Annotated in this window: 23 protein-coding genes; 9 read left to right on the forward strand and 14 right to left on the reverse strand. The window is 75.5% G+C overall.

Translation table 11 applies throughout. The features are described from left to right. Window positions 1–70 precede the first annotated feature (70 nt). The 3 genes from NP048_RS03820 to NP048_RS03830 are packed head-to-tail and all read right to left on the reverse strand — an operon-like array spanning window position 71 to window position 3,207. The gene (locus NP048_RS03820; RefSeq protein WP_308054115.1) at window positions 71–922 is read right to left on the reverse strand and encodes an HD domain-containing protein; all 852 of its coding nucleotides are present in this window, start codon (window positions 920–922) and stop codon (window positions 71–73) included. 9 nt (window positions 923–931) lie between these two features. Then, window positions 932–2,482: a sensor histidine kinase gene (locus tag NP048_RS03825; protein ID WP_308054116.1), complete on the reverse strand. Its 1,551-nt coding sequence runs from the start codon at window positions 2,480–2,482 to the stop codon at window positions 932–934. Continuing rightward, on the reverse strand, window positions 2,479–3,207 hold the full coding sequence (locus NP048_RS03830) for a response regulator transcription factor (RefSeq protein ID WP_227578160.1): 729 nt from the start codon (window positions 3,205–3,207) through the stop codon (window positions 2,479–2,481). Before NP048_RS03830 ends, NP048_RS03825 begins: the two co-directional genes overlap by 4 nt. Window positions 3,208–3,399: 192 nt before the next feature. Here NP048_RS03830 and NP048_RS03835 point away from each other — a divergent pair, with 192 nt between their 5' ends. Further along, the gene (locus NP048_RS03835; protein ID WP_227578161.1) at window positions 3,400–4,176 is read left to right on the forward strand and encodes a type 1 glutamine amidotransferase; all 777 of its coding nucleotides are present in this window, start codon (window positions 3,400–3,402) and stop codon (window positions 4,174–4,176) included. A gap of 90 nt (window positions 4,177–4,266) precedes the next feature. Here the strand turns inward: NP048_RS03835 and NP048_RS03840 are convergent, their stop codons facing one another. From NP048_RS03840 to NP048_RS03875, 7 genes are all read right to left on the reverse strand, one after another. Next, window positions 4,267–5,046 (reverse strand): PspA/IM30 family protein, encoded by a 780-nt coding sequence (locus NP048_RS03840; RefSeq protein ID WP_227578162.1) that lies wholly within the window; start codon window positions 5,044–5,046, stop codon window positions 4,267–4,269. Window positions 5,047–5,134: 88 nt separating this feature from the next. Next, window positions 5,135–7,237, reverse strand: coding sequence for a TPM domain-containing protein (locus NP048_RS19305; protein WP_284439722.1), 2,103 nt, complete (start codon window positions 7,235–7,237; stop codon window positions 5,135–5,137). Between the two features lie 91 nt (window positions 7,238–7,328). Beyond that, window positions 7,329–7,889, reverse strand: coding sequence for a DinB family protein (locus tag NP048_RS03855; RefSeq protein WP_227578163.1), 561 nt, complete (start codon window positions 7,887–7,889; stop codon window positions 7,329–7,331). A gap of 102 nt (window positions 7,890–7,991) precedes the next feature. Beyond that, on the reverse strand, window positions 7,992–9,032 hold the full coding sequence (locus tag NP048_RS03860; RefSeq protein WP_227578164.1) for a GNAT family N-acetyltransferase: 1,041 nt from the start codon (window positions 9,030–9,032) through the stop codon (window positions 7,992–7,994). A gap of 171 nt (window positions 9,033–9,203) precedes the next feature. Then, window positions 9,204–10,850, reverse strand: a complete 1,647-nt coding sequence (locus NP048_RS03865; RefSeq protein ID WP_227578259.1) for a DNA repair helicase XPB — start codon at window positions 10,848–10,850, stop codon at window positions 9,204–9,206. A gap of 73 nt (window positions 10,851–10,923) precedes the next feature. Next, the gene (locus NP048_RS03870) at window positions 10,924–13,344 is read right to left on the reverse strand and encodes a helicase-associated domain-containing protein (protein ID WP_227578165.1); all 2,421 of its coding nucleotides are present in this window, start codon (window positions 13,342–13,344) and stop codon (window positions 10,924–10,926) included. Between the two features lie 81 nt (window positions 13,345–13,425). After that, entirely contained in the window at window positions 13,426–14,355 is a 930-nt protein-coding gene (locus NP048_RS03875) for a hypothetical protein (RefSeq protein WP_227578262.1), read from the reverse strand. Window positions 14,356–14,426: 71 nt separating this feature from the next. Here NP048_RS03875 and NP048_RS03880 point away from each other — a divergent pair, with 71 nt between their 5' ends. Next, window positions 14,427–15,743, forward strand: coding sequence for a M20 metallopeptidase family protein (locus tag NP048_RS03880; protein ID WP_227578166.1), 1,317 nt, complete (start codon window positions 14,427–14,429; stop codon window positions 15,741–15,743). A gap of 74 nt (window positions 15,744–15,817) precedes the next feature. Here NP048_RS03880 and NP048_RS03885 read toward each other — a convergent pair whose 3' ends face one another. Next, window positions 15,818–16,159: a TraR/DksA family transcriptional regulator gene (locus tag NP048_RS03885; RefSeq protein WP_372456838.1), complete on the reverse strand. Its 342-nt coding sequence runs from the start codon at window positions 16,157–16,159 to the stop codon at window positions 15,818–15,820. Window positions 16,160–16,398: 239 nt separating this feature from the next. On the opposite strand from NP048_RS03885, the gene NP048_RS03890 reads away from it, so the two are divergent. From NP048_RS03890 to NP048_RS03905, 4 genes are read left to right on the forward strand one after another with little or no spacing between them, the layout of a single operon-like run. Beyond that, window positions 16,399–16,782, forward strand: coding sequence for a cold-shock protein (locus tag NP048_RS03890; RefSeq protein WP_227578168.1), 384 nt, complete (start codon window positions 16,399–16,401; stop codon window positions 16,780–16,782). A gap of 2 nt (window positions 16,783–16,784) precedes the next feature. After that, a complete protein-coding gene (locus NP048_RS03895; protein WP_227578169.1) occupies window positions 16,785–17,762 on the forward strand; it encodes a DUF3027 domain-containing protein in 978 nt (325 codons plus the stop codon). Continuing rightward, window positions 17,759–20,800 carry a sacsin N-terminal ATP-binding-like domain-containing protein gene (locus NP048_RS03900; protein WP_227578170.1) on the forward strand — a complete coding sequence of 1,014 codons (3,042 nt, stop codon included), beginning with the start codon at window positions 17,759–17,761 and terminating at the stop codon, window positions 20,798–20,800. The genes NP048_RS03895 and NP048_RS03900 overlap by 4 nt, the downstream gene beginning before the upstream one ends. Window positions 20,801–20,856: 56 nt before the next feature. Further along, window positions 20,857–21,639, forward strand: coding sequence for a CAP domain-containing protein (locus NP048_RS03905; RefSeq protein WP_227578171.1), 783 nt, complete (start codon window positions 20,857–20,859; stop codon window positions 21,637–21,639). A gap of 6 nt (window positions 21,640–21,645) precedes the next feature. Here NP048_RS03905 and NP048_RS03910 read toward each other — a convergent pair whose 3' ends face one another. Beyond that, the gene (locus NP048_RS03910) at window positions 21,646–21,939 is read right to left on the reverse strand and encodes a DUF2530 domain-containing protein (protein WP_227578172.1); all 294 of its coding nucleotides are present in this window, start codon (window positions 21,937–21,939) and stop codon (window positions 21,646–21,648) included. Between the two features lie 125 nt (window positions 21,940–22,064). Then, a complete protein-coding gene (locus NP048_RS03915; RefSeq protein WP_284439723.1) occupies window positions 22,065–22,634 on the reverse strand; it encodes an arsenate reductase/protein-tyrosine-phosphatase family protein in 570 nt (189 codons plus the stop codon). Window positions 22,635–22,728: 94 nt separating this feature from the next. On the opposite strand from NP048_RS03915, the gene NP048_RS03920 reads away from it, so the two are divergent. Continuing rightward, complete coding sequence (locus tag NP048_RS03920) at window positions 22,729–22,896, forward strand: spore germination YkwD domain-containing protein (protein ID WP_227578173.1); 168 nt, start codon at window positions 22,729–22,731, stop codon at window positions 22,894–22,896. 73 nt (window positions 22,897–22,969) lie between these two features. Then, a complete protein-coding gene (locus NP048_RS03925) occupies window positions 22,970–24,454 on the forward strand; it encodes an NCS2 family permease (protein WP_227578174.1) in 1,485 nt (494 codons plus the stop codon). On the opposite strand, the gene NP048_RS03930 is transcribed toward NP048_RS03925, so the two are convergent. Beyond that, window positions 24,381–24,863 carry a VanZ family protein gene (locus NP048_RS03930; protein ID WP_227578175.1) on the reverse strand — a complete coding sequence of 161 codons (483 nt, stop codon included), beginning with the start codon at window positions 24,861–24,863 and terminating at the stop codon, window positions 24,381–24,383. The genes NP048_RS03925 and NP048_RS03930 overlap by 74 nt on opposite strands. A 102-nt stretch (window positions 24,864–24,965) precedes the next feature. On the opposite strand from NP048_RS03930, the gene NP048_RS03935 reads away from it, so the two are divergent. Further along, a complete protein-coding gene (locus NP048_RS03935) occupies window positions 24,966–26,291 on the forward strand; it encodes a UDP-glucose dehydrogenase family protein (protein ID WP_227578176.1) in 1,326 nt (441 codons plus the stop codon). Window positions 26,292–26,311 lie beyond the last annotated feature (20 nt).

Below are 26,311 nucleotides of genomic sequence, written 5' to 3' on the forward strand. Positions count from 1 at the left end.
GTCGCGTCCTGACCTCGGCCCGCCCACCGAGGCCGTCGCGCGCTGACGGCGGATGCCCCGGCGCCTCGGGTCAGGCGCCGGTGGTGCTTCCGTTCATCGTCCCGCCCGTGACCCCGGCGGCTCCGTTGACACCAGCGGGACCGGTGCCCTCGGTGCGCTCCGTGCGCTCCGTGCGCTCCGTGCGCTCCGTGCGCTCCGTGCCCTCCGCGGCGTCCCGCTCCGCCGCGGCGGCCTCGAGCTTGGCGACCTCCTTCTCGAGGCGCTGCAGCTCGGCGGAGACGTTCTGACGTGCGGGTTCCTCCCAGGGCTGCGCGAGGGGGCTGATGAACAGGGACGGGCGCGCGAGCAGCTTGTGCAGGATGCGCACGCGCGCCCGCACGTAGTCCTCCACGGGGAGGTGCGCGTACTCGGCGCGCACGTCCTGGAGGTAGGACTTGTACCGCTGCGGCTCGGTCGCGAGCATGGCCAGGTCGGCGTCGCACAGGACCGCGCAGTCGCTGTCGCTGGGGTCGGGCGTGTGCCGCACGAGCGCGGAGACGAGCGCGGCGACGCGTTGTACCTGCGCCTCGGGGACGCCGAGGGCCGTCAGCTGCTCGCGGGCGAGGACGGCGCTGGCGGCCTCGTCCTCGCCGCCCTGGTTCGCGTACGCCTTGCGCTCGGCGGAGTCGAAGACCGCGCCGTGGTACCAGGCGGCGAGGCGCACGAGATCGGGGTGGTGGGCCTCCTCGTCCAGCTCGTCGACGCGCGCGAGCACGTCGACGAGGTGCCGGAGGTTGTGGAAGTGCCGCTCCGGGCGGGTCCACCGCTCCAGAAGGTCCTCAGCGGTGCGCCGGATGTCCGAGGCGGGTGCGGTGCCCCCTGCCTCGAGGACGTTGCGGGTGAAAGCCGGGACGAGCCAGGCGGGTGCGTCTTGGACGCCCATGGATCAGCCTCACGACGGTGACGAAGGACCCGTCATGGTAGCCGCGTCCGGTGCCGGTGGCGCGTCGACGGGTCCGGGGTCGGATGTGGGCCCCGCCACGGGCAGCTCGACGCGCACGGTCGTGCCCCCGCCGGGTGTCGGGTGCACCGCCACGGTCCCGCCGTGGGACGCCACGATCGCGGCCACGATCGCCATGCCGAGGCCCGAGCCCCCGGAGTCGCGCGTCCGGGACTCGTCGATGCGGTAGAAGCGTTCGAAGACGCGTTCGGCGTGCTCCGGCGGGATGCCCGGCCCGTGGTCGCGGACCTCGAGGACGACGGTCCGGTCGTCGTCACCCGCGCCCACGGCGATCTCGACGGGCGTCGCGGGCGGCGTGTGCCGGGCCGTGTTGCCGACGAGGTTGGCAAGCACCTGGCGCAGGCGCGCCTCGTCGCCGACCACGATCCGCGGGGCCGTCGTGCCGTTCAGCGACTCGAGCCGCACGGGCCGCTGCGGGTCCAGCGCCCGCAGGTCGCTGAGGGCGTCCGCGGCCAGGACCGTGAGGTCGACCGGGCCGACGTTCCCGCGCCGCCCCTCGTCGAGACGTGCGAGCGCGAGCAGGTCCTCGACGAGCGAGCCCATGCGCGCCGCGGAGTCCTCGATGCGCCGCATCGTGTCGGCGATCTGCTCCTGCGTCGTCGTCGCGCCCATCCGGTACAGCTCGGCGTACCCGCGGATCGCGGCCAGGGGCGTGCGCAGCTCGTGCGACGCGTCGGCGACGAACCGCCGCATGCGGGCCTCCGACACGGTGCGTGCGCGGAACGCCTCCTCGATCTGGGCGAGCATCCCGTTCAGCGCGGCACCCAGGCGACCGACCTCGGTGCCGTCGGGGGCGGCGGGCACGCGCTGGGAGAGGTCGCCTGCGGCGATCTTCGCGGCGGTCCGCTCGATCTCGCCGAGCGGACGCAGGGACCGGCGCACCGCCCAGCCGCCCGCGAGCACGCCTGCGGCGACGATGAGCAGGCCGGAGGTCACCAGGCTCCAGGACATGCTGACGACGGCCCCGTGGATGTCCATGAGCGGCAGTCCGACGACGACCGACCCCACGATCCCGTCCGTGTGGAAGGGGTAGGCGACCACGCGCCACGGCGAGCCGGCGTGCGACGACGGCACGGTGAACGGCTCGCCGCTGATCTTCGAGGCGTCCAGGGCGGTCAGGTCGGCCACGCGCGGGATGCCGTAGGTCTGCTCCGCGGCAGGGCTCACGACCGAGGCCTTCTCGTCGCTCGTCTGCACGCGCACGTAGTAGTCCGTGGGCCCGATGTGCCCCGCCTGGTTCGTGAGGAACCGCAGAGCGTCCCCCGCGACGACCTCCGCCTCGTTCGCGAGCTTCGCGTCCACGGGTGCGAGCAGGCTGCGCTCCAGCAGGGTCGTGGCAGTGACGCCGGCGACGACGAGGCCCGTGCCGAGCAGGACCGCCGTGATCGTCACCAGCCGTCGCTGCAGCGACATGCCGCGCCACACGGACCGCGCCACCGCGACGGGCCGTGCGGTCCGGGTGTCGTCCCCCGGTTCGCTCACGCCGACTCGCGCAGCAGGTAGCCCACGCCGCGCCGGGTGTGGATCAGCGGCGGCAGCCGGTTCCCGTCGGCGTCGGTGAGCTGGTCGATCTTGCGACGCAGGTAGGAGATGTACGACTCGACGATGTTCGCGTCACCGCCCCAGTCGTACTGCCACACGTGGTCGAGGATCTGCGACTTCGACAGCACGCGCTGCGGGTTGAGCATGAGGTACCGCAGCAGCTTGAACTCGGTGGGGGACAGCTCGATCGGTTGGCCGGCCCGCCGCACCTCGTACGTGTCGTCGTCGAGCTCGAGGTCCGCGTACCGCAGCACGGACGAGCCGACGCCGTCGTCCGGGGTCGTGCGTCGCAGGATCGCGCGGATGCGCGCCACGACCTCCTCCAGGCTGAACGGCTTGGTCACGTAGTCGTCGCCGCCGACGGTCAGCCCCTGGACCTTGTCGGCAGTGTCGTCGCGTGCCGTGAGGAAGAGCACCGGCACGTGCTGCCCCTTCTCGCGCAGCCGACGTGTCACGGTGAAGCCGTCCATGTCGGGGAGCATGACGTCGAGCACGACGAGGTCCGGCTCCACCTCGCGGGCGAGCCGCAGCGCGGAGACCCCGTCGGCGGCGGCATGCACCTCGAACCCGGCGAAGCGCAGCGACGTCGCGAGCAGCTCGCGGATGTTCGGCTCGTCGTCCACGACGAGCAGCCGGGCCTCGGGGGAGCTGGACGTGCTGGTCATGCTCCCAGTGTCGCGCCGGATGCTGGGAACTGCCTGGACGACAGGTGGGGAGAACCGGTCGTCTCCTGGGAAGTCACTGGGAGCGAGCGCCCCACAGTGCCCCTCGCCGGGCGCATCAGGCGAAGTCGGGATCGTTGTGGACATGTGACCTGGAGATTCGGGGAGCCCGCGCAGCCCCGCTACCGTGGATTCGTGACCGTTTCCCTCAGCGACCACGTCGGCGGCACGGACGCGGCGATGCCCCGCGTGACCGTCATCCAGAACTCACCTGACGCCGGCCTCGACCGCTTCGCCGAGTGGCTGACCGGCGTCGACGTGCGCCTCGTGCGCCCCGACCTCGGAGAGACGCTCCCCGGACCGGCCGAGGTCGGCGACGGTCTCGTCGTCCTGGGCGGGCCGATGACCGCGTACGACGACGCGACCGCACCGTGGCTGCGCCCCCTGCGCGACCTGCTGGCCGTCGTCAGCGCGACGGACGTCCCCGCCCTCGGCATCTGCCTGGGCGCCCAGCTGCTCGCGGTCGCACGCGGCGGACGCGTCGAGCTCGCGGCCCCGCCCGGACGTGAGGTCGGCGTGATCGACGTGCGCTGGCGTCCCGAGGCGGCGTCCGACGCGCTCGTCGGCCCGGTCGTGGAGACCGCCACGGCTGCCCGCACCAGCCCGCAGCCGAGCATGCACGGCGACGCCGTGGTCGACCTCCCGCGGGGCGCGGTGTGGCTCGCGTCGTCCGTGACGTACCCGTTCCAGGCGTTCCGCATCGGGAGCGCCTGGGGTCTGCAGTTCCACCCCGAGGCGGGCGTCGAGACCATGCGCGCCTGGGCGGACGGCCACGACGACGTCGACACCGAGGACGTCGTCGCCCAGATGACGGCGTGCGCCGAGGCTGTGGAGGCCTGCGGGCGCGGCCTCGCCGACGCCTTCGTGACCCTCATCCGCGACCGCGCCGCCACCCGCCGCGTGAGCGTCTGACGACGGCAACCCGTCCGGGGCCGCGAAGACCGCCTGCCACCGACCACGACGGCCCGGTCCCGAGCACGGGACCGGGCCGCTGTGGGTCGGTCACGCGTCCGACGTGCCGGTGCCGATCTGCGGCGTCACGGTGGTCGCCTCGACCTCGCGCGGTGCGACGCCCTGCTTGAGGGCGGCGAGGCGGGCCTCGATCTCGATCTCGGCGCCCGCCGACTCGAGCTCGGCGAACTGCGCGTCGAGCGACGACGCCGCGAGCTCGGCCTGCCCGGCCGCGTACGCCTCCTCCCGACGCACCTTCTCCTCGAAGCGCGCGATCTCGCTCGTCGGGTCGAGCACGTTGATCGAGCCGATCGCCTCCTGCACCTGCCGCTGCGCCTGCGCGGACTTCTGCCGGGCGACGAGCGTGTCCCGCCGGGACTTGAGCTGGCCCAGCTTGTCCTTCATCTGCGCCAGGCCGGACTTGAGCCTGTCGACCGTCTCGCGCTGCGACGCGATCACCGGCTCCGCGTCGCGGACCTCCTGCTCGGCGGCCAGCTGCTTGCCGATCGCGATCTTCGCCAGGTTGTCGAACTTGTCGGCGTTCGCCGTGTCACCTGCGGTGCGGAACTGGTCGGCACGCGAGGAGGCCGCGACGGCCTTCTGCCCCCAGTCGCGCGCCGCGGCGACGTCCTCGTTGTAGTCCTGCTCGGCGAGGCGCAGGTTGCCGATCGACTGCGCGATCGCCTTCTCGGCGTCGGCGATGGAGCTCGTGAAGTCCCGTACGAGCTGGTCGAGCATCTTCTGCGGGTCCTCGGCCTGGTCGATGAGCGCGTTGATGTTCGCGCGCGTGAGCTGCGCGATCCTTCCGAAGATCGACTGCTTCTCGGTCATCGTGTCGTGCCTCCCTGTGGTGCCGACCCGGACCGTCCGCCCGGTGTCACGTGCTGTGCGCGTCGTCGTCGGCGCGCACGTGAGGTCGTCAGAACCTGCCGCCGCGTCCGCCTCCGCCGAACCCGCCGCCGCGTCCGCCGCCACCGAACCCGCCGCCGCGCCTGCCGCCGCCGAACCCACCGCCGCGTCCGCCGCCGCCGAACCCGCCGCCGCCGAACCCGCCGCCACCGAACCCGCCGCCGCCCCAGCCGCCTCCGCCACCGCCCCACCCGCCGCCGCCGCGTCCGCCGCCGCGCAGGATCGAGTCGATGAGGATGCCGCCCAGGACCATCCCGCCGAGGTTCGTGCCGCCGCCCTGCCCGCCGTGACGGTCGTCGTCGTACCGCTGGGCGTTCTCCACGTCGATCTGCGCGAGCCGCTGCGCCTCGGCGACGAGCTGCTCCCCGCGCTGCGCCGTGGCGAGCGCCGCCTGTGGGTCGCTCCCGCGCTGGTCGAGGGCGCGCAGCCGCAGCCGGTCCGCCTCGGCCAGCCGGGTCCGGGCCTCGGGCCCGACGGCACCGCGACGGGTACTGACGTAGTCGGTGGTCGCCCGCACCGCCGACTCGAGGCGCCCGAGCGTGTCGTCGAGCAGCGACAGGGCGCGTCGACCGCGGTCCTCGGCGTCCCGGCGCGGGGCGAGCGCGGCGTCGATGGCGGCCTCCGCGGCCGTCAGCCGGCGGAGTGCCGCGAGCGGGTCGCCCGTGCCGTTGCGGGCGGCGGTCGCGGCCTCGACGGCGGCGCGCGCCTCCTGGGCGTGCGGCGCCACCTGGGGGTCGCCGGGCGCGAGCCGGGCGGCGTCGGCCAGGTCGGACGTGATGGACGTGATCCCGGCGTCGAGGCGCGCGCCGGCGGCCGCCAGCTCGCTGTCCGCCGAGTCGACCGCGTCGAGCATGGTCGTCACCTGCGCGAGCGCCTCCTCCGCGGCGCGCGCGAAACCGACGGCCCCGCCCTTGTCACCGGCGGCCGAGCGCTCGCGGCCCTGCGCCAGCGCGGAGTCGACGTCGTCGAGCAGCCGGGCGGCCTGGTCGGGGTTGCCGGCGACCGACCCGAGGGTGTCGGGGGAGTACCGCGCCGCGAGCGCGGAGACGGCGGCGCGTGCGGGCTCGACGCGGGCCCGCAGCCGCTGCACCTCGCGCTGGTGCGCCTCGAGCGCGTCGTCGACGCGCGCCTCGATCGCGCGCAGCCGGTCGAACCCCGCCTTCTGCTCGTCGAGAGCGTCCTCGACCTGTCCGCACAGCCGCAGGATCTGCGCCGCCGTGGCGCGCACCTGCTCCTCGGTGTCGGGGACGTCGTCGTCGAGGGTCTGCCGCAGCCGGAACGCCTCGGTGAGCGTCTGCTTGCCCTGCGTCAGCACCGTCTCGAACTCGCGCGTGGGCTCGGCGCCGAACTGCGCCTGCGCGAAGCCCAGCTCCTCCTCCGAGGAGCGCATGGCGTCGTCGAGCGCCACCAGCGCGGACGCCGAGCGACGGTCCAGCTCGGCCGTCGGCAGGGACGCGAACTCGTCGGCGGCGCCCGCCACGCGTGTCGCGCCCGCCGTGTCGCGCAGGACGCCCGCGGGCTGCGGAGCCCGCCGCCGCCGCAGGAACGCGAACAGCAGCACCGCGGCGATGACGGCCAGCCCGAGCAGGAGCACGGCCGCGAACCCGCCGCCGGACGACGTCCCGCCCGGAGAGCGCCCGTCGGCCGCCGCGATGATCCCGTCCGCGGCGGCGACGGCCGCGCCGTCCCAGTCGCCGTCCGACAGGTCCGCCTGCACGTCGTCCGCGACCCGGTCGAGCTGCGCAGGCGTGATCGTGCCGAGCGACGTCGGCGCCAGCGTGTACTGCTCGTCGTCGACGGCGACGGCCAGCACGGCGTCCGACTGCCCGAGCCCGGACGCGTCAGCGGTGCGCTGCACCCACGTCTCGGCACCCAGGCCGTCGAACGAGTCGACGTAGACGACGGTCAGCCGGTACGGGGTGTCCCGCCCGACGCGGTCGACGGCGGCCTGCACCGCCGACGGGTCCTGCAGCACCCCTGCGCGGTCGACGACCGTCCGGCCATCGAGGTCGAACGGCGCCTCGGCAGCGGCGCCCGCGGCACCGGCGGCGACGAGCACCGCTCCGGCGGCAAGGGCGCAGAACGGGCGGAGGACGCGACGGGCCAGGGGCACACGTCGATCCTTTCCCAGGGTGTGACCCGCGGCAACGGGACAGGAGGCGGGAGGGGCCCGGGCGTGGCCGCGGCGGTGCTCCCGTCGGGCGTCAGCCGGCCCGGAACCCCGCCCGGTACAGGTCGCGGAGCACGCCGACCTCTCCACCGTGGTGCATGACCTCGCGGTGCAGGTGCAGCGCGAGGGCCGCCAGCGGCTGGTCCGCGTACCCGGCGCCTCGCGGGCCCATCGGGTGGGCCAGCGCCTCGTCGTCGAGGGCGGCGAGCCCGTCGCGCCACGTGCGGTACGCCGCGTCGAGGACCTCGAGCGCGTCGTCCGCGGTGGCGGGCAGCGACGCCGGACGCAGCCGGGGGTCGAACATGTCGGCGTCCGCGGGGACGTCGTCGCCGAAGAACGCCCGCGCGCGCGTCCCGAGGGTGTCGACCGCGATGTGCGCCAGACGCCAGGCGATCGTGGTGACGGGCGGCGGGTCCGGCTCCGGGACGCCCAGCCCGTCCGCCTGCCAGGTGCCGTCCGCGCGCGGGCGGACCGACCAGCACCCCGCGACGGGCTCCCAGAGGTACTCGTCGTCCGTCAGGCCCCGGACCCGTGGCCACAGGCTCGCGGCCCAGTAGAAGTCGAGCTGGTCGACCAGCAGCGCGCCCCAGTGCACGGTGGCCCCCTCACGTCGGCGACGTGACCGGTCTACCACCGGGCACCGACGGACGCAGGCGCGCGGCCCGCCCGCGCGGGTCGGGCAGCCCCGACGCCGACGTCACAGGACGTCGGCGTACCGGTGCCAGGACTGCGTCACGTAGGACGTCGTGAAGCCGGACGACAGGTAGAGGTCGGCCGCACCCGTGGGGGAGTCGGCGTCGACCTCGAGGCCGACGTACCGGCGACCACGCTCGGCGGCGTCCGTGACGACCGCGTCGAGCAGCGAGCGCGCCACGCCCCTCCCACGGGCCACCCGCCGCACCCCGAGGTACTCGACGTAGCTGCCCACGGCGCGGCCGTCGGCGTCGGTCGACGCGCTCGCGATGAGCACGCCGACCGCCTGCGGCTCGTCACCGTCGACGAGCTCGGCGAGCCACCAGTGGTCCCAACGGTGACCCGGGTCGGACCGCAGCCGCGCGAGGAACTCCTCGAACGTCTCCTCGTGGTGGTTGAAGTGGTCGGTGAACGCCTGCTCGAGGATGTCGTGCGCCGCGACCAGGTCCCGCGCCCCCGGCATCCCGCCCTCCTCGCGTTCCAGCCGGCGGATCACGACTCCCGGTCCGGTCGGGCCCAGGCCGTGGCCCTCGTCGACGACCGGGCGTCGCATCTGCCACCACGTCCGCACGTGCTCGTACCCCGCGGCGGCGAGACGACGCTGGTGGCGGGTGTCGGGCTCGAACGCGCCGCTGTCGAGCTGCGTGCGGGACAGCTCCCGGGCGCGCGCGTGCGCCACCCCGGCACCCTCTGCCCACGCGAACAGCACGGCCGCGACCTCGTCGCCCGTCGCGTCGTCCAGCTCGGGGTCGACGACGACGGCCACGAGCACGCGTCCCGCGGCGCGGTCGTGCGCGGTCGCCCACCCGCGGGCGGCACCGGCGGCGTCCCGCAGCATCACGTGCACGCGGGTCTCGGCGGCGTTCCCCGTCAGCTCCGCGCGGGTCGCGTCGAGACCGGCCGACTCCGCACCCCGCGCGGCGACCTCGTGCCGTGCGCGCAACGCGTGCAGGTCCGCCACGTCATCAGGTCCGGGGACAGCGGCGTGCCACCCGGCAGGCAGAGCGGTCGAGAGCAGGTCAGGGTTGAGCAGCAGAGAAGTCATCGGTCCCTCTTTTCCCGCAGGTGCGACGGTCGGTGCGACCCCGTCTGGGTGCGGGGTGGCGTCCGGGGCGTGCAAGTGGTCACATCTGCGTCGGTCGGAACGTGGAGTGGTCACAGGTGTGACCACTCCACGGCGTCGTCGGGAGGGTGCGGCTGCGCGCGCCCCCACGGTTCACCGGGCTACGCCCAGGTCCTCCGCGTCGACGATGGTGTAGGCGTACCCCTGCTCCGCCAGGAACCTCTGCCGGTGGGCGGCGAAGTCCTGGTCGACGGTGTCGCGGGCGACGACCGTGTAGAAGTGCGCGGTCTTGCCGTCGGCCTTCGGTCGCATGATCCGGCCGAGGCGCTGCGCCTCCTCCTGGCGGGAGCCGAAGGACCCCGACACCTGGATGGCGACGGACGCCTCGGGCAGGTCGATCGAGAAGTTCGCGACCTTCGACACCACGAGCGTCGTGATCTCGCCCGTGCGGAAGGCGTCGAACAGACGCTGGCGCTCGCGGACGGTGGTCTCACCGGTGATGAGGTCCGCGCCCAGGTGCTCCGCCAGGTCGTGCAGCTGGTCGAGGTACTGGCCGATGACGAGCGTCTGCTCCCCGGTGTGCTTCGCGACCAGCGAGTCGACCACACGGTTCTTGCCCGCGGCCGTGGCGGCGAGCCGGTACCGGTCCTCCGGTTCGGCGGTCGCGTAGGTCATGCGCTCGTGGTCCGGCAGCGTCAGCCGCACCTCGACGCACTCGGCGGGGGCGATGTACCCCTGCGACTCGATGTCCTTCCACGGGGCGTCGAACCGCTTGGGCCCGATGAGCGAGAACACCTCGTCCTCGCGGCCGTCCTCGCGCACGAGCGTCGCCGTCAGTCCCAGGCGGCGGCGCGCCTGCAGGTTCGCGGTCATGCGGAAGATCGGCGCGGGCAGCAGGTGCACCTCGTCGTAGACGATCAGGCCCCAGTCGCGGGCGTCGAGCAGCTCGAGGTGCGTGTAGACGCCCTTCCGCTTGGTCGTCAGCACCTGGTAGGTCGCGATCGTGACGGGCCGGACCTCCTTGCGGGTGCCGGAGTACTCGCCGATCTCGTCCTCGGTGAGCGTGGTGCGCTTGACGAGCTCGTCGCGCCACTGCCGCGCGGAGACGGTGTTGGTCACGAGGATCAGGGTGGTGGTCGACGACCGCGCCATGGCACCCGCGCCGACGAGCGTCTTGCCGGCACCGCAGGGCAGCACCACGACGCCGGACCCGCCGTGGAAGAACCCGTCGACGGCCTGCTTCTGGTACGGCCGCAGCGACCAGCCGTCCTCCAGCAGCCCGATCTCGTGGGCCTCGCCGTTGACGTACCCGGCGAGGTCCTCCGCGGGCCAGCCGAGCTTGACCAGCACCTGCTTGATGTTGCCCCGTTCGGACGGGTGCACGATCACGTCGGTGCTGTCGATCCGCTCGCCGAGCAGTCCGGCGGTGCGCCGCGACTTCATGACCTCGGCGAGGACGGCCGCGTCGAGCGCGTGCAGCACGAGCCCGTGCACCGGGTCCTGCACCAGCTGCAGCCGGCCGTAGCGGGACATGGTCTCCGCGACGTCGACGAGCAGCGCGTGCGGCACGGGGTAGCGGCTGTACTCGAGCAGCGTGTCGACGACCTGCTCGGCGTCGTGCCCGGCCGCCCGCGCGTTCCACAGGCCCAGCGGTGTCAGCCGGTAGGTGTGGACGTGCTCGGGCGCGCGCTCGAGCTCGGCGAACGGGGCGATGGCGCGTCGGCACGCGTCGGCCTGGTCGTGGTCGACCTCCAGGAGGAGGGTCTTGTCGGACTGGACGATCAGCGGGCCGTCGGGCACTCGCACTCTCCCTCGTTGCGTCGGTCTCGTGGGACCGAGGATCCGGGCCGGTGACGGCGCCGTTCTCCCGGTCTCACGAGGCGGGTGTGGTGGCGGGCTCGACGCCCGCGATGCGGTGGACGGCGACGGTGAGCTCCGCCTCGCGCTGCGGGTCCAGCGCGCGCAGCCGGCCGCCCTCCACCTTCAGCGGCCGCACGAGCCGACGCTGGGCCCGTCCGTCGGGCCCGACCATCTCGACCCACACGGAGGCCCGCGCCTGCGCGGCTTCCCGCAGGAGCACCAACAGGTCCCCGGGCTCCGTTGTTCCGCCGGTCGGGCGCGCCGGGCGGTGGCCGGGCGTCCCGGCGGCGCGCGCACCGTCGGGAGAGCCCGGACGACGTCGGCCCCCCGTGGTGGCGAAGGACGCGGTCGCCGCCGGCGCGGGGGGCGCAGCGGCCGAGGGACCCGGCGTCACGAGGTCGTCCGCGGGGCTGCCGCGGCGCAGCGAGCGTACGACGGCCGCGGCGCGGTCAGGCTGCGGACGCTCGTGCACCGGTGCCGTGCGACGGCTGCGGGCACGGACCCGGCGCTCGGGCGCGACCGCGTGCACCACCACGCCACGCGCGTCCTCCGCGACCGGGGCCAGGCCGCGCGCGCGCAGGACGGCGAGCAGCTCGGCGGCGGACGCGTCGGCGACGAGCACCGTCGGGGCGAGCAGTCGCAGGCCCAGGGCCGCCAGGCGCGGGTCGTCGGCCAGCCCGGCCAGCAGCGCGGGGTCGTCCGAGCGGACGTACGACGACGCGGCGCCGGCCCGCAGCCGACCGTGCCGGCGCGCGACGTCACGCACGAGGTACTCCAAGGGCTGCGGGACCCGCCCGCGGGCGGCCGCGCCGAGCCGGGTGAGCAGGTCGTCCGCGGTCGTGCCGGCGTCCAGCGCGCGCAGCACGGACTCGGCGGTGAACCGGACGGTCACCGCGCCGCCACGCGACTCGACGACGGCCGCCAGGTCGAGCAGGTCCTCGAGGTCCGCACCGGGCCGCCCGGGGACGACGCCCGTGAGGTCCCCCTGCAGCAGGATCTCCTCGACGGGCGCGGGCAGGTCCGCGGCGAGCGCCCTCACGACGTCCTCGCCGGCGAGCAGCGCGCGTCCCGCGGCGGACAGCGCACCCGCGCCGAGCACGCCCAGGCGCGTCGCGTCCGTGAGCACCGCCTCGATCGCGGACAGGGGCGGGGCCGAGCGGGGCGTGCGCCACTGCAGCGCGGCGTGGACGTCCTGCGCCGGCAACGCGGCCCCGACGGGCGCGGACGCCAGCACGTCCAGGACCGCGCGCCGCAGCCGCGGCACCCACGGCCGCGTCAGCTCGGGGTCCAGCGCCGCGCGCAGCGCGCCGCGCTCGTCGCGCCCGCCGACGAGCCACGGCGTGCGGGTCGACACGAGCCACGCGCGCGCCAGCTCGGCCCATCGCGGGGCCAGGTCCTGCGCGGACCACACGTCGGCCTCGAGCGTCGGGACGAACGCCGGGCTCTCCTCGCCGTCGTCCGCGAGCAGGCCCGCGGACGCAGCGGTCTCGATCAGCCACGCGGCGTGCGCGTCGTCGACGTCGAGGCCCTGCGCGGTGCGGCGCAGGTCGCGCGCGCCCAGGCCGCCGGCGCGCAGCACGGCGGGCGGCGCCTGCTCCCAGCGGGTCAGCAGCTGACGCACCAGGCGCACCGTGTGCTCGGCCGCGCGCGCCGACTCCGCGGCGACCACCGGCACGTCACGTACGGGGGCGTCGGCGGACGTGGGGGCGAGCGCGGGGGCACGGTGGGTCCGGCCGCCGCGCAGCGCGAGCGCGACCGACCGGGGCAGCAGCACGTGGCGCCCGTCGCCACGGACCAGGAGCCCGTGCTCGAGCAGCCACGCCACGGCGTGCGCCGCTGCGGTCCCGGGTGGCGGCATCACCCCGACGGGCGGCCCCCACGTGAGCGCGTCGAGGACCGGGCCCGCACCGGCGGGGGCGTCGGTGAGCGCGGTGAGCGGTGAGTCGTCGGCGGACACGGCCGGGACGCCGGCGGGGACGCCCTCACCGGGTGCGCCCTCGCCGGGTGCGTCGGGGCCGGGCGCGTCGGGGCCGGGCGCCAGGCCGGCGATCGACGTCCCCAGCGCGTCGACGAGCCCCGGTGCGGGGTGCAGTGCACCGTCGTCGTCGGGCCACAGCAGCGCGAGCGCGACGGCGTCCCCGATGGCGCGGGTGAGGGCGGGCGCGTCGTCGGGTCCCGCCCCGACAGCCGCCCGGACGTCCTCGGGCCGGGGTGGCCCCGTGGTCGACGCGAGCACGGTGACGGCCTCGAGGACCTGCAGCACGAGCGCGTCGACCCAGGTCAGTGCGCGGTCGAGGCTGGACCGGCTGGTCGCCCGGGCCGCGAGGGACGCGAGCGTCGCGGGGTGCGGCGTGGCCAGGTCGGGCCGGCGCACGAGCAGCGCGACGAGCTCGTCGTCGCTGCGTGCGCGCAGGTACCCGGTGAACGTGGCCATCCGCACCACGATACGTGCGCGCCGCGGTCACGTGCTCGTGACGGGTGGCCGCCTTGCTCACGTGCCCCGGCAGGCGGGGTGTCAGGTGCCCGCGGGCTCGTCGTCCCCGGGTGAGGTGGTCGGCTCGGGTGGGGTGGTGGGGCCCGGGGTCGGACCCGGCACCGTCGTGGGCGCCGGAGCGGCGGAGGGCGCGGGGGTCGCCGGTACCGGTGACGGGGCCGGCGTGGGATCGCCGGCCGGTGCCGGGGTGGGCGTCGGTGCCGCCGTCCGGCGGGGCGTGGAGCCCTGGGGGCGTGCCGGGGCGTCCGGGCGTGTGGCCCGGGGGGTCGGGGTGGGGGCCGCCGGGGCGACGGTCGGCTCGACGGTGGGGGTGGCCCGGCTGCCGGTCATCCGGGCGACGAGGGTCGCGACGCCGTCCCGGTGGGAGCCGACCTCGCGCAGCATCCGGTCGGCGTCGGGGGCGGTCGTCGGTGCGACGTGCGCCTTGAGCCACGCCTGCGCGGCGATGACCGCCCGCTCGAGCGCCCGGCGTGCCTCCGGGTCCACGTCGTGCGCGCCGGCGAGCGTCGCGCGCGCGACGGCGAGGTCCACCTGCAGCCGACCCACCTCGCGGTCGAGCGACGCGGTCGCGGGTGCCGACGGCGTGGGCGACGCCGTCGGCGCGGCGGCCGTCCCGTCGCCGGCCCGGCCGTCGCCCGCGAGGGACGCCGTGGCCACTGCCGCGCTCACGAGGAGGGCCGCGCCCGCTGCCGCGACGGTCACGCGCGGCACCCGGAGACGACGGGACCGCGTGCGGGTGGCACGACCGTCCAGCCCGAGGTGGGCCGGGGTGCCCGCACGGCCGTCAGGCGAGGGCTCGGTGCCCGGCGCGGGTGCCCCCCGCAGGGCGGGCCCGTCGACGGGCGGGGCAGGTTCGCCGACCCGGACGGGAGCCCACGCGGGGACGCGCGCACGGTGCGGTGGCGGGCCCGGCGGGACGCCGCGGGCGTCGGCGTCGGGGCTCGTGCTCACCGGCCCAGGCTAGGGACGCCATCGGCCGTGACGTGGGACGTCGTCCTCGGCGGACGGGGGATCCTCCGATCGTGGCGTCACCCGGGTGGCGCACGCGGCCGCCCTTCGTCGCGCTGTGGCAAGGTGGCGCCATGGGGCACCACGAGGGCACGACGCAGGACCCGACCAGGACGCTGGACGCCGCCGCGCTGACGTCCCTGCGCGAGGACGCCGCAGCGGACCTGCCGCAGACAGCCGCGCTGCGCCACGCGCTGCACCGGGTCCCCGAGCGAGGGCTGGAGCTGCCGCTCACACAGCGGCTCGTGCTGGAGGCGCTCGCGGACCTCGACCTCGAGGTGTCGACGGGCAGCGCGCTGTCGTCCGTCACGGCCGTGCTGCGCGGCGCGCGCCCCGGCCCGGCGGTCCTGCTGCGCGGTGACATGGACGCGTTGCCGGTCACCGAGCAGACGGGTGAGCCCTTCACGTCGCAGCACGAGGGCGTCATGCACGCGTGCGGGCACGACCTGCACGTGGCGGGCCTGGTCGGGGCGGCGCGGCTCCTCGCGGCACGCCGCGAGGAGATCGCGGGGTCGGTCGTCCTGATGTTCCAGCCCGGTGAGGAGGGCTACCACGGTGCGCGCCTCATGATCGAGGAGGGGGTGCTCGACGCGGCCGGCTCGCGGGTCGTCGCCGCGTACGGCGCGCACGTCATGTCCTCGACGCTGCCGTCGGGCGTCGTCGCGTCGCGTCCCGGGACGCTCATGGCCGCCTCCGACACGGTGCGCGTCACGGTCGAGGGGCGCGGCGGGCACGGGTCCAAGCCGTACCTCGCGGCGGACCCCGTGCCGGTGGCCGCCGAGATGGTGCTCGCGCTGCAGGCGATGGTGACCCGCCAGTTCGACGTGTTCGATCCCGTCGTGGTCACGGTCGGCCGCGTCGAGGCCGGGACCAAGGACAACATCATCCCGGACACCGCCCACCTCGAGGCGACGATCCGCACGTTCAGCCCCGCGACGCACGCGGTGGTGCCGGAGCGGATCGCACGCCTGGCCGAGCACGTCGCGGCGGCGCACGGCCTGACCGCGAGCGTCGAGTACACCCGCGGCTACCCGGTGACCGTGAACGACGCCGCCGAGGTCGCGCGCGCCCGCCGCGTGACGCAGACCCTGTACGGCGAGGCCGCCTGGTTCGACGCGGACGTCCCCGTGCCGGGTGCCGAGGACTTCTCGTACGTGCTGCAGCACGTGCCCGGCGCGTTCGTGTTCGTCGGGGCGACGCCTGCGGGTCAGAACCCCGCGGACGCGCCGTACAACCACTCGCCGCGCGCCCGCTTCGCCGACGACGCCCTGGTGCCCAGCGCCGCGGTGCTCGCGGGGCTTGCGCTCGACCGGCTCGCGCAGGGCGCCTGAGCCCTCGACGACCGGTCCGCCGCGGCCCGCCCGGGTGCGTTCCGGTCAGGCGCGCGGTCGGGGGGCGTGTGCGGTCAGGAGTGCCCGACGCACGTGGTCGCCGTCGGCCGGGCCTCGAGCCGCGCGTCGTCGATCGTCTCGCCGCCCACGGCGCACCTGCCGTACGTCCCGGCGTCCATCCGCGCGAGCGCCGCGTCCACCTCCGCCAGGCGTCGGCGGGCGGCGTCGCCGAGGGCCTGGAGCTGGGCGCGCTCGAACGCGATGGTCGCGCCCTCCGGGTCGTGCTCGTCGTCGACGTTGGCGTCACGTGCGGCGTCGACGACCTCCTGGCGCGCGTCGCCGAGGCCGGTCAGCCGCCCGAGGGTGTCGGCCCGCAGCGCCAGGAGCAGCTCACGTGCCCGCGCGTCGTCCACCACCCCGGTCTACCACCCGGCGTGGTGGGTCGGGCGTCGGCGCGCACGCGTCGACCCAGCGCCCCGGGTGGGAGCCGGGCGCCACGGCCGGTCCCGGCCCTGGCGCCTGGGTGGTCCGGCCCCCCGGAGCGAGCCGCGGAGGGGTTCGCGCGCGGCAGGAGGGTATCGACGTGCGCGGCCCGGTAGCCTGGTGGCCATCTGCGGGAGTGCTCGTGGACGTGTCCGGCGCTGAAGGAGCAGGAGTGCCCACCGGCAAGGTCAAGTGGTTCGACACCGAGCGTGGATTCGGCTTCATCGCGAGCGACGACGGCGGTGAGGTGTTCCTGCACGCCTCGGCGCTGCCCGTGGGGGTCAGCGACCCCAAGCCCGGCACCAAGGTCGAGTTCGGCGTGGCGGACGGCCGGCGTGGACCGCAGGCCCTGTCCGTCACCGTGCTGGACCCGGTGCCGTCGGTCGTGAAGGCCCGGCGCCCCCCGGCGGACGAGATGGCCGTGGTCGTCGAGGACCTCATCAAGGTGCTCGACAAGATCGGCAACGACCTGCGCCGGGGCCGCTACCCCGAGGGTCAGCGCTCCGCCCAGTACGCGGCGCTGCTGCGCGGCGTCGCCGACAAGCTCGAGGCCTGATCGTGGCTGCCGTCAAGGACGCCGTCCTGGAGCGTGCCGTCGACCTCGCGCGCGAGGTCGCGCTCGAGATCGCCGAGGAGCCGGAATACGTCGGCGAGTACCTCGGTGCCGTCCGCGAGGCGGAGCGTCTCGTGTCCCACCGCTTCGCGTGCACGGCCCGGGGGTACCGGGGCTGGGCGTGGACCGTCACGGTCGCGCGCGTGCCGCGCGGGCGGACGGCCACCGTCTGCGAGGCAGAGCTGCTGCCGGGTGAGGACGCGGTCCTCGCGAAGCCGTGGGTGCCGTGGTCGGAGCGGCTGCGGCCGGGCGACATCGGCCCCGGCGACGTCCTGCCGTTCCGCGCCGACGACCCGCGCCTCGAGCCGGGCTTCACCCCGACGGGCGACCCCGAGATCGACGAGGTCGCGATCGACGAGCTCGCGCTCGCGCGGGTCCGCGTCCTGTCGCCGCAGGGTCGCGCGGAGGCGGCGCAGCGGTGGTACCGCGGGTCGCGCGGCCCGGCGACGCCCGGTGCGGTCGCGTCCGCCGCCGCGTGCTGGTCGTGCGGGTTCCTCGTGCCGCTGCAGGGTTCGCTCGGGCAGCTGTTCGCCGTGTGCGCCAACGAGTGGTCGCCTGACGACGGCAAGGTCGTCAGCCTCGACCACGGCTGCGGCGCCCACTCGGAGACGGATTCCGAGCCCGTGGCCAGCGAGTGGCCCGCTCCCGAGCCGCTCTTCGACGAGCTGGCGATCGACGTCGTCGAGCGCACGGACGGTGCCGAGACCCGTGCCGAGGCCGAGGCCACGGCTCCGACCGCGGAGCCCGCCGTCGACGTCACCGCGACCACGGACACCGCGACCACGGACACCGCGACCACGGACACCGCGACCACGGACACCGCGACCATGGACACCGCGACCACGGACACCGCGCCGACGGAGTCCGGGGCCACCGACACGGGGACCACGGACGCCGACGGGCGTCCCGCCGACGAGGCGTGACCACGGACGTCTTCGGCACGGCCGCGCTGCGCGGGGCGGTGCTGGAGGCGTGGCGGGCGTCACCGACCCGGTTGCGGGAGGACGCGAACACCGAGGAGGACCACGCTCGCGGGTACTACCGCGACCGGGTGCTGGTCGAGCTCGCGCAGAACGCGGCGGACGCCGCGACGCGCGCGGCCGTCGGGGGGCGCCTGCTGCTGCGGCTGGCGACGACGGACGAGGGCACGGCCGTGCTGGTCGCCGCGAACACGGGCGCACCCCTGGACGCCGCGGGCGTCGCGTCGCTCGCGTCACTGCGCGCGTCGGCCAAGCGGGACGCCGGGACGGGCACGGTCGGGCGGTTCGGCGTGGGGTTCGCGGCGGTGCGGGCCGTGTCGGACGAGATCATGGTCGCCTCGACGACCGGCGCGGTGCGGTTCTCGCTGGTGGACACCCTCCAGACCCTGGAGGAGACCGCGGCGCAGGAGGCCGCGCAGGGACGCCCGACCCTCGCGGACGAGGTGCGCCGCCGCGACGGCTCCCTGCCGGTGCTGCGGCTGCCGTGGCCGACGGAGGCCCGGTCGCCGTCGGGGTACGACACGGCCGTCGTCCTGGAGCTGCGGGACGAGGTCGTGCGGGACGAGGTCCGGTCGCTGCTGGAAGCCGTCGACGACGTGCTGCTGCTGGCGCTGCCGGGGCTCGTGGAGGTGCTCGTCGACGTCGAGGGCGCCGCGCCGCGCCGCCTGGCGGACGTCCATGACCGTTGGGACGTCCTGACGGCCGAGGGTGAGGTGCCGCTGGCGCTGGTCGCGGACCGTCCGGTGGAGCAGCGCGGCGCGCGGTCGTGGCGCGTGACGTGGGCGCTGCCGCGCGGGGCTGCGACGCAGGTGCCGCACGTGGTCCACGCGCCGACGCCCACGGACGAGCCGTGCTCGCTGCCCGCGCTGCTGGTGGCGACGCTGCCGCTGGACCCGTCGCGTCGGCACGTGGCACCGGGCCCGCTGACGGACGAGGTGCTGGCCTGTGCGGGTCTGGCGTACGCGGCGCTCGTGGGGCGGGTGGCAGCCGAGGGGCAGGACGCGACGGCGCTGGTCCCCACGGGTCTGGCGGCCGGGCCCGTCGACTCCGTGCTGCGCGAGCGGGCCCTCGACGCGCTGGTCCGCACGCCGCTGCTGGTGCCCGCGTCCCCTCAGGACGACCTCGTCGCACCCCTGCGTGCGACCACGGTGCGCGACCTGACGGACCGCGCGGCGGTCGCGGCGCTCGGCGCAGTGGTCGCGGGCCTGGTGCGCGTCCCGCCGTCGGGTGCCGCCGCGGTGCGGGCGCTGGGGGTCGAGGAGCGCACGCTCGCCGAGGTCGTGGACGAGCTGCCGACGGGCGGCGACGTCGACTGGCCGACGCTCTACGACGCGCTGGACGGTGCGGCGCAGGACGCGACCGCGCGCGAGGGCCTGGCCTCGCTGCCCGTGCCCCTCGTCGACGGCCGCGTGGTCCGCGGGCCGCGGGGCGTGGTCCTGCTCGACGACGACCTGACGGCCCTGGCGCCGGCGACGCTGGTGGCGCTGCGCGAGTGGGGTCTGCGGGTGGCGGACCCGGCGGCGGCCCGTCCGCTGCTGGCCCGGCTGGGAGCGCAGCGCGTGGACGCTGCGGCGCTGCTGGCCCACCCGGCACTGCGGGCGGCCGTGCTGGGGCAGGCGGACGACGACGACCTCGAGCACGCGGACGACGTGACGGCCGCCGTGCTGGACGTGGTGCGCGCGGCGGGGACCGTGCCGGCGTCCGCAGCGGGGTGGCTGGGCCTGCTGACGCTCGACGCGGCGGACGGGGAGCCCGCGCCGGCCCACGGGCTGGTGCTGCCGGGCGGTCCTGCGGCGCGGCTGCTCGACCAGCGGGTCCTGGCTCCTGTGGCAGCCGACGCGGTCGAGCGCTGGGGCCGTGACGTGCTCGTGGCGGTCGGCGTGCGGGACGACCTGGTGGTGACGACCGTGCCGGACGTCGTCGCGGGCGTCGTCCCCGATGACGAGGGCGACGACGGGGCGTCCCTGGCGGCTGCGTCGCTGGACGGCTGGGCGCAGTACGTGGACGAGCTCGCGGAGGTGCTGGGCGTCGGGTCGTACTGCGGTGACGTGCCCGCGGTCGCGGACCTGGACGCCGTCGACGACGCACGCTGGCCCGAGCTGCTGGCGCACCTGGCCGGCACGCCGGCGCTGCGGACGGCGCTCGTGACGCCGGTGCGGGGCGAGGGCGCGACGGCCGCCGGCCCGTCGTACACGGCGTGGTGGCTGCGCACGCGCGCCGACCTGCCGCTGCCCGAGGTGTTCGCGCTCCCGGGCGCCTGCGGGCTCCCGGCGGCGCTGGTGCCTCCGGTGCCCGACGTGCTCGCGGCCCTGGACGCTGACGTGCTGCGCGCTCTCGGCGGGGTCGGGTCGCTCGCGGAGGTCCCGGCGGCGCGGTGGCCCGCGGTGCTGGAGCGTCTGGGGCCGGACGGCGCGTCCGTGCCGCTCGACGTGGCGGGGCACGTGTGGCGCGCGTGGGCGGCGGGTGCCGGGCCGGACGAGCCGCCGGCGGTGCTGGTGGCCCTGACGGCACCGGGGGTCGCCCACGTGGTGCCCGACGCGGTGGTGGCCGACGACCCGCGGTGGTGGCAGCGCGCGGGTGCGCACGACGTGCCGGTCGTGCCGGTCCCGGTGTCGGGCGCGGACGACGACGCCGCGGCTCGGGTCGCCGACCTGCTGGACCTTCCGCTCGCGTCCTCGCAGGGCGACGGGGACGTCGCGGGCGACGGTGAGCCGGAGGACGTGCCGGAGTCGCTGGTCGCGCTGCTGCCCGACGCCCCCGCGGTCTGGTGGCGGCACGACGAGCTGCACGTGGGCGGCGCCGACGTCGGCTGGTGGGTCGTCGGCGCGGGTGCGCAGGCGCACGTGCACGCCGTGCACGTCGCAGGGCTGGCCTCGGGCCTGGCGTGGGCGAGCGGCCGGTGGGGTGCGCGCGGGGCGATCGAGGCGCTGCTCGCGGACCCCGACGACGCGGAGGCCGCCCTGTCGCTCGTGCTGGGATGAATCGCTCAGAACGGCAGGAACTACCGATACAGGTCACAATCGGGTAACGTCCCCTCGTGCCCGTCGCTCAACGCCGCGAGATCCGACGCTGGCGCGAGCGTCGGGACCTTCGACGTCGTCGGGTGCGGTTGGTCGGGTCAGCGGGGATCCTCGTCGTCGCGGTGGCGCTGATCCTGCTCGCCGCACCCGGCGCGCACGCCCCGACCGGGCAGGTCACTCTCGCGCTGACGTCGGGGGACCTGGTCGGACGTCTGCAGGACCCGGTCTCCCGCAGCAGCGAGCGCAGCGCCGACCCCGAGCCGACCGCGCCGCTGCCGGCGACGAGCTCGGCGGTCCCGCAGACCGCCGCCCCGGAGCCACCCCCGGCTGACGAGCCCGCTGCCCCCGCCGTGCCGGCACCCGAGCCCCGCGCCGCCGCCCGCCCGACAGCCGTGGGCTCAGCCCCCGACGGGTCGGGTGCGACGGGCGTGTCGGACCAGGGCGCGGCGATGTCCGCCGAGATCGTCGCACTGACCAACGCCGAGCGCGCTGCCGCCGGGCTGCCGGCCCTCGGTGTGTCGTCGTGCGCCACGCAGCAGGCGGCCGACCGGTCGACGCTCCTGGTGGCGGAGGGCCGCTTCGAGCACGACCCGCTGGGGCCGATCCTCGAGGCGTGCGCGGCGGGGACGGTGGGGGAGAACCTGTCGCTCGGCTACGCGTCGGCGCCGGCTGCCGTCACGGGGTGGATGAAGTCCCCCGGGCACCGCGAGAACATCCTGCGCTCGTCGTTCACGCAGATCGGCGTGGCCTGCGCGCAGGGCGCCCGCGGGTGGTTGTGCGCCCAGGTGTTCCTGGGCTGAGCCGTGTCAGGGCCGGTTCAGGGCCTGCTCGCCGGGGCGGACCATCGCACCCGAGCCGTCGGCCGCCAGGCGGCCGTTCCTGCGTGCCCACAGCACGCCGACGAGCCCGAGGACCACGCCCGCCGCGCACATGCACGGCCACGTGCCGGGGACGGTGCCGACCAGCCACAGCAGGCCCGTGACCAGCAGTGCGACCCCCCACACTGCGGTGCCGACGCCCATGACCTTCGCGAGGTCGACGTCGATGGGCGGGGGTGGGGTGCGCTGCGGGTGCATCAGGGTGGACAGGACGGAGGGCACCTCGTGATGGTAGTGCGCCGCGGACGAGCAGGGCGGGACGCGGTGCGCGGCCCGGCGCGGCCGGGCGCGGCCGGGCGCGGCCGGGCGCGGCCGGGCGCGGCCGGGCGCGGCCGGGCGCGGCCGGATCAGTCCCGCAGTGCCTGGGCCAGCGTGCGCAGTGCGGGCGCCATCGCGTCGTACGACGCCCGGTAGACGGCCTCGGAGCCGCCGATCGGGTCGGCGACGTCGTCCTCGCCCGAGCCGGCGACGTGCCGCACCGCGGCGGCCAGGCCGGGCAGCGCGCGCAGCCGGGCGCCGGGCGTCTGCCCCGAGTCGTGCACGGCCTGCGGGTCGACGTGCGCGACCAGCCGAGCGATCTCGAGCAGGGTGAAGGTGCGGCGCACCGCACCCGGGACCAGTTCGACGACCTGCGAGCGGTGAGCGCGCGTCAGAGCGATCACGAGGTCGGCCTCGCGGATCAGGTCGGCCGTGAGCTGCCGCGCGGCGAACCCGGCGGCGTCGGCGCCCGCGTCGGTGAGCAGCGGGACCATCGGGGCGGAGACCGCGTGCCCCACCACGGCACGTGTCCCGGCCGAGGTGACCTGGACGTCCGTGCCTGCGAGCCGGGCCGCGAGCACCCGCTCGACGACGGGGGACCGGCAGATGTTGCCCGTGCAGACCGCGAGGATGCGGGCCGGGGGCTCGGGGGACGTCATGGCGTCCGATGATGCCTGACGCGGGACGTGTGCCGGGCCACCGCAGCGGGCGATCTCCCGGAACGATGGGGTGCGGTGTCCGGTCCGTCCCGAGATGCCCGAGCTCACGCACGCCCCGTCGGACGACGTCATCGCGGGCTGCGACGCACCCCGGACGGCCGAGAACCTCAGCCGCGCGAGCGCCCCGCCCGAGGACGTCGTCGAGGCGTGGCTGGCGTCCCCGGCGCACGGTCGGGTGCCGTGCGTACGCCGTGCGTTGTAGCGTGCGTCACGTCCGGGTATCGGCCCCTGCGGGAACGGTCACCGACGGGCCTCCGCTCTGAGACACTTCCGCCATGTCGACAACTCCTTCCCCCCAGGAGACGCACGACGACGCACCCGCGGCCCCCCGCAGCGCCGTCGACCGGTTCTTCAAGATCACGGAGCGTGGCTCCACCATCGGCGCCGAGGTCCGCGGTGGCCTCGTGACCTTCTTCACGATGAGCTACATCATCGTGCTCAACCCGCTGATCCTCGGCACCATCCCGGACAGCACCGGCCGGTACCTCGGTGGTGGCGACGCGCCGAACCTCGCGATGATCGCCGCGGCGACCGCCCTGGTGGCGGGCGTCCTGTCGATCCTCATGGGCGTCGTCGCCAACTTTCCGATGGCACTGGCCGCGGGCCTGGGCCTCAACGCGGTCGTCGCCTACACGGTCGCCCAGCTGCCGGGCATGACGTGGGCGGACGCGATGGGCATCGTGGTGCTCGAGGGCCTGGTGATCCTCGTGCTGGTGCTGACAGGGTTCCGCGGCGCGGTGTTCCGCGCGGTCCCGCGGGAGCTGAAGATCGCGATCGGCGTCGGCATCGGCCTGTTCATCGCGCTCATCGGCTTCGTCAACGCCGGGTTCGTCCGGCAGGGGCAGGGCACGCCGCTCGAGCTCGGCTCCGGCGGGTCGCTCGCCGGCTGGCCAGTCGCCGTCTTCGTCGTCGGGCTCATCGCCGCGATCGTCCTCATGGTGCGCAAGGTCCGCGGCGGTCTGCTGATCGCCGTCATCGGCACCACGGTGCTCGCGCTGGTCGTCGAGGCCGTCGCCAACATCGGCGGCGCGGGCGAGGACAACCCCGGCGGCTGGCACCAGAACGTCCCGGCGGTGCCCGACTCCCTGGTGCAGCTGCCGGACCTGTCGCTCATCGGTCAGTTCTCGCTGCTCGGTGCCGTCGGCAAGATCGGCGTCCTCGCCGTCGTGGTCCTGGTGTTCTCGATCCTGCTCGCCGACTTCTTCGACACCATGGGCACGATGGTCGCCGTCGGCCAGGAGGCCAAGCTGCTGGACGAGGAGGGCAACCCGCCGCGCAGCCAGCAGATCCTGGTCGTCGACTCGCTCGGTGCCGTCGCCGGTGGCATGGGCTCGGTGTCGTCCAACACGGCGTACGTGGAGTCCACGTCCGGCGTCGCCGACGGTGCCCGCACGGGGCTCGCGTCCGTCGTCACCGGCGTCGCGTTCCTGCTCGCGACGTTCCTGTCGCCGCTGGTGGCGATGGTCCCGTCCGAGGCGGCCGCGCCCGTGCTCGTCGTCGTCGGGTTCCTCATGGTCACCCAGGTCGCCGACCTCGACTGGAAGTCGCCCGAGGTCGCGATCCCCGCGTTCCTGACGCTCGCGCTCATGCCGTTCACGTACTCGATCAGCGTCGGCATCGGCGCGGGCTTCATCGCGTTCGTCGTCGTGAAGCTGGCGCTCGGCAAGGTGCGTGCGATCCACCCGCTCATGTGGGTGGCTGCGCTCGCGTTCGTCGTGTACTTCGCGCTCGGCCCCATCCGCGACCTGCTCGGCGTCTGACACCTGCACCATCGACGGGCCGGGACCGCACGCCGGTCCCGGCCCGTCGTGACACCAGCACCAGCGCGAGCACCCCGACGGCCGCCCCCAACGTGTTCATCACGACGTCCTGCACCGTGGCGTAGCGCGTCGGCAGCCACCGCTGCACCGTCTCGATCAGCGTCGACGTGCCCGCCCCGAGCAGCACGACGACCCACCAGGGCCGCCGCAGCAGCAGCCCGACGAGCACCCCGAACGGCACGAACATCACGACGTTCGCGACCGCCTCGACCCCGTCGAACGTCACCGGCAGCCCCAGGTCGGCGAGCTGCTCGATCACCCTGCGCGCCAGCCCGAGGGTCTCGTCGTCCTCCGGTGCGGGGCGCAACGTGACCAGCGCGACGGCTCCCAGGTACACGACCAGCGCCACCCGCAGCCGGACCCGCGCGCGGCCGGTGGCGGACCACCGCTCGGCGCCCTCACGGACCCCGGTACGCTGCCCGGACTGGCGACTTCCTGAGGGGGACGAAACGTGCGCATCTCGGTCATCGGTTGCGGGTACCTCGGGGCGGTGCATGCGGCAAGCATGGCGTCCCTCGGCCACGACGTCGTGGGGATCGACGTCGACCCCGACAAGATCGCACGTCTCGCCGCCGGCACGGCGCCGTTCTACGAGCCGGGCCTGCCCGAGCTGCTCGACGAGGTGTCCCGCACCGGTCGACTGACCTTCAGCACGGACATGGCCGCGGCTGCGGGCGCCCGGGTCCACTTCCTGTGCGTCGGGACGCCGCAGAAGCACGGTGAGTTCCGTGCCGACCTGTCGTACGTCGAGTCCGCATTCGAGGACCTGCGGGCTCACCTCGCGCCCGGCGACGTGGTCGCGGGCAAGTCCACGGTCCCGGTCGGCACCGCCGAGGACCTGGCCGAGCGCCTCACCGGCACGGGCATGACGCTCGTGTGGAACCCCGAGTTCCTGCGTGAGGGCTTCGCCGTCCAGGACACGCTGCACCCCGACCGGCTGGTCTACGGCCTGCCGACCGACGACGAGGGCGTGCCGACGCCCGAGGGTGACGCCGCCCGCGCCCTCCTCGACGAGGTCTACGCGGCGTCCCTGGCCGAGGGCACCCCGCTGGTCGTCACCGACTACGCGACCTCGCAGCTCGTCAAGGTCGCCGCCAACTCGTTCCTCGCCACCAAGATCTCGTTCATCAACGCCATGGCCGAGCTGTGCGAGGCCACGGGTGCCGACGTGACGAGTCTCGCCGACGCGATCGGCTACGACGTGCGCATCGGGCGCCGCTTCCTCAACGCGGGTCTCGGGTTCGGCGGCGGCTGCCTGCCGAAGGACATCCGCGCCTTCATGGCCCGCGCCGGCGAGCTGGGCGTCGACCAGGCGCTGTCGTTCCTGCGGGAGGTCGACTCGATCAACATGCGCCGACGCGTCCGCATGGTCGACCTCGCGCGCGAGGTCAGCGCCGGGTCCATCGTCGGCAAGCGCGTCGCCGTCCTCGGCGCGGCGTTCAAGCCGAACAGCGACGACATCCGCGACTCGCCGGCCCTGTCCGTGGCCGCGCAGATGCAGCTGCAGGGCGCCCACGTCACGGTGACCGACCCGCAGGCCGTCGAGAACGCGCGCGTCAAGTGGCCGGACCTCAAGTACGCCGCCACGGCGCTCGAGGCTGCCCAGGGCGCCGACGTCGTCGTGCTCGCCACGGAGTGGGACGAGTACCGCGACATGGTCCCGGACGAGCTGGGCGAGGTCGTGGCCCACCGCGCGATCGTCGACGGGCGCAACGTGCTGGACCCGAAGGTGTGGCGCGCCGCCGGCTGGACCTACCGGGCGCTCGGGCGGCCCTGAGGCTCGTCGTCGTCCGGTCG

This window comes from Cellulomonas xiejunii (assembly GCF_024508315.1).
GTDB classification, from domain to species: Bacteria; Actinomycetota; Actinomycetes; order Actinomycetales; family Cellulomonadaceae; genus Cellulomonas; species Cellulomonas xiejunii.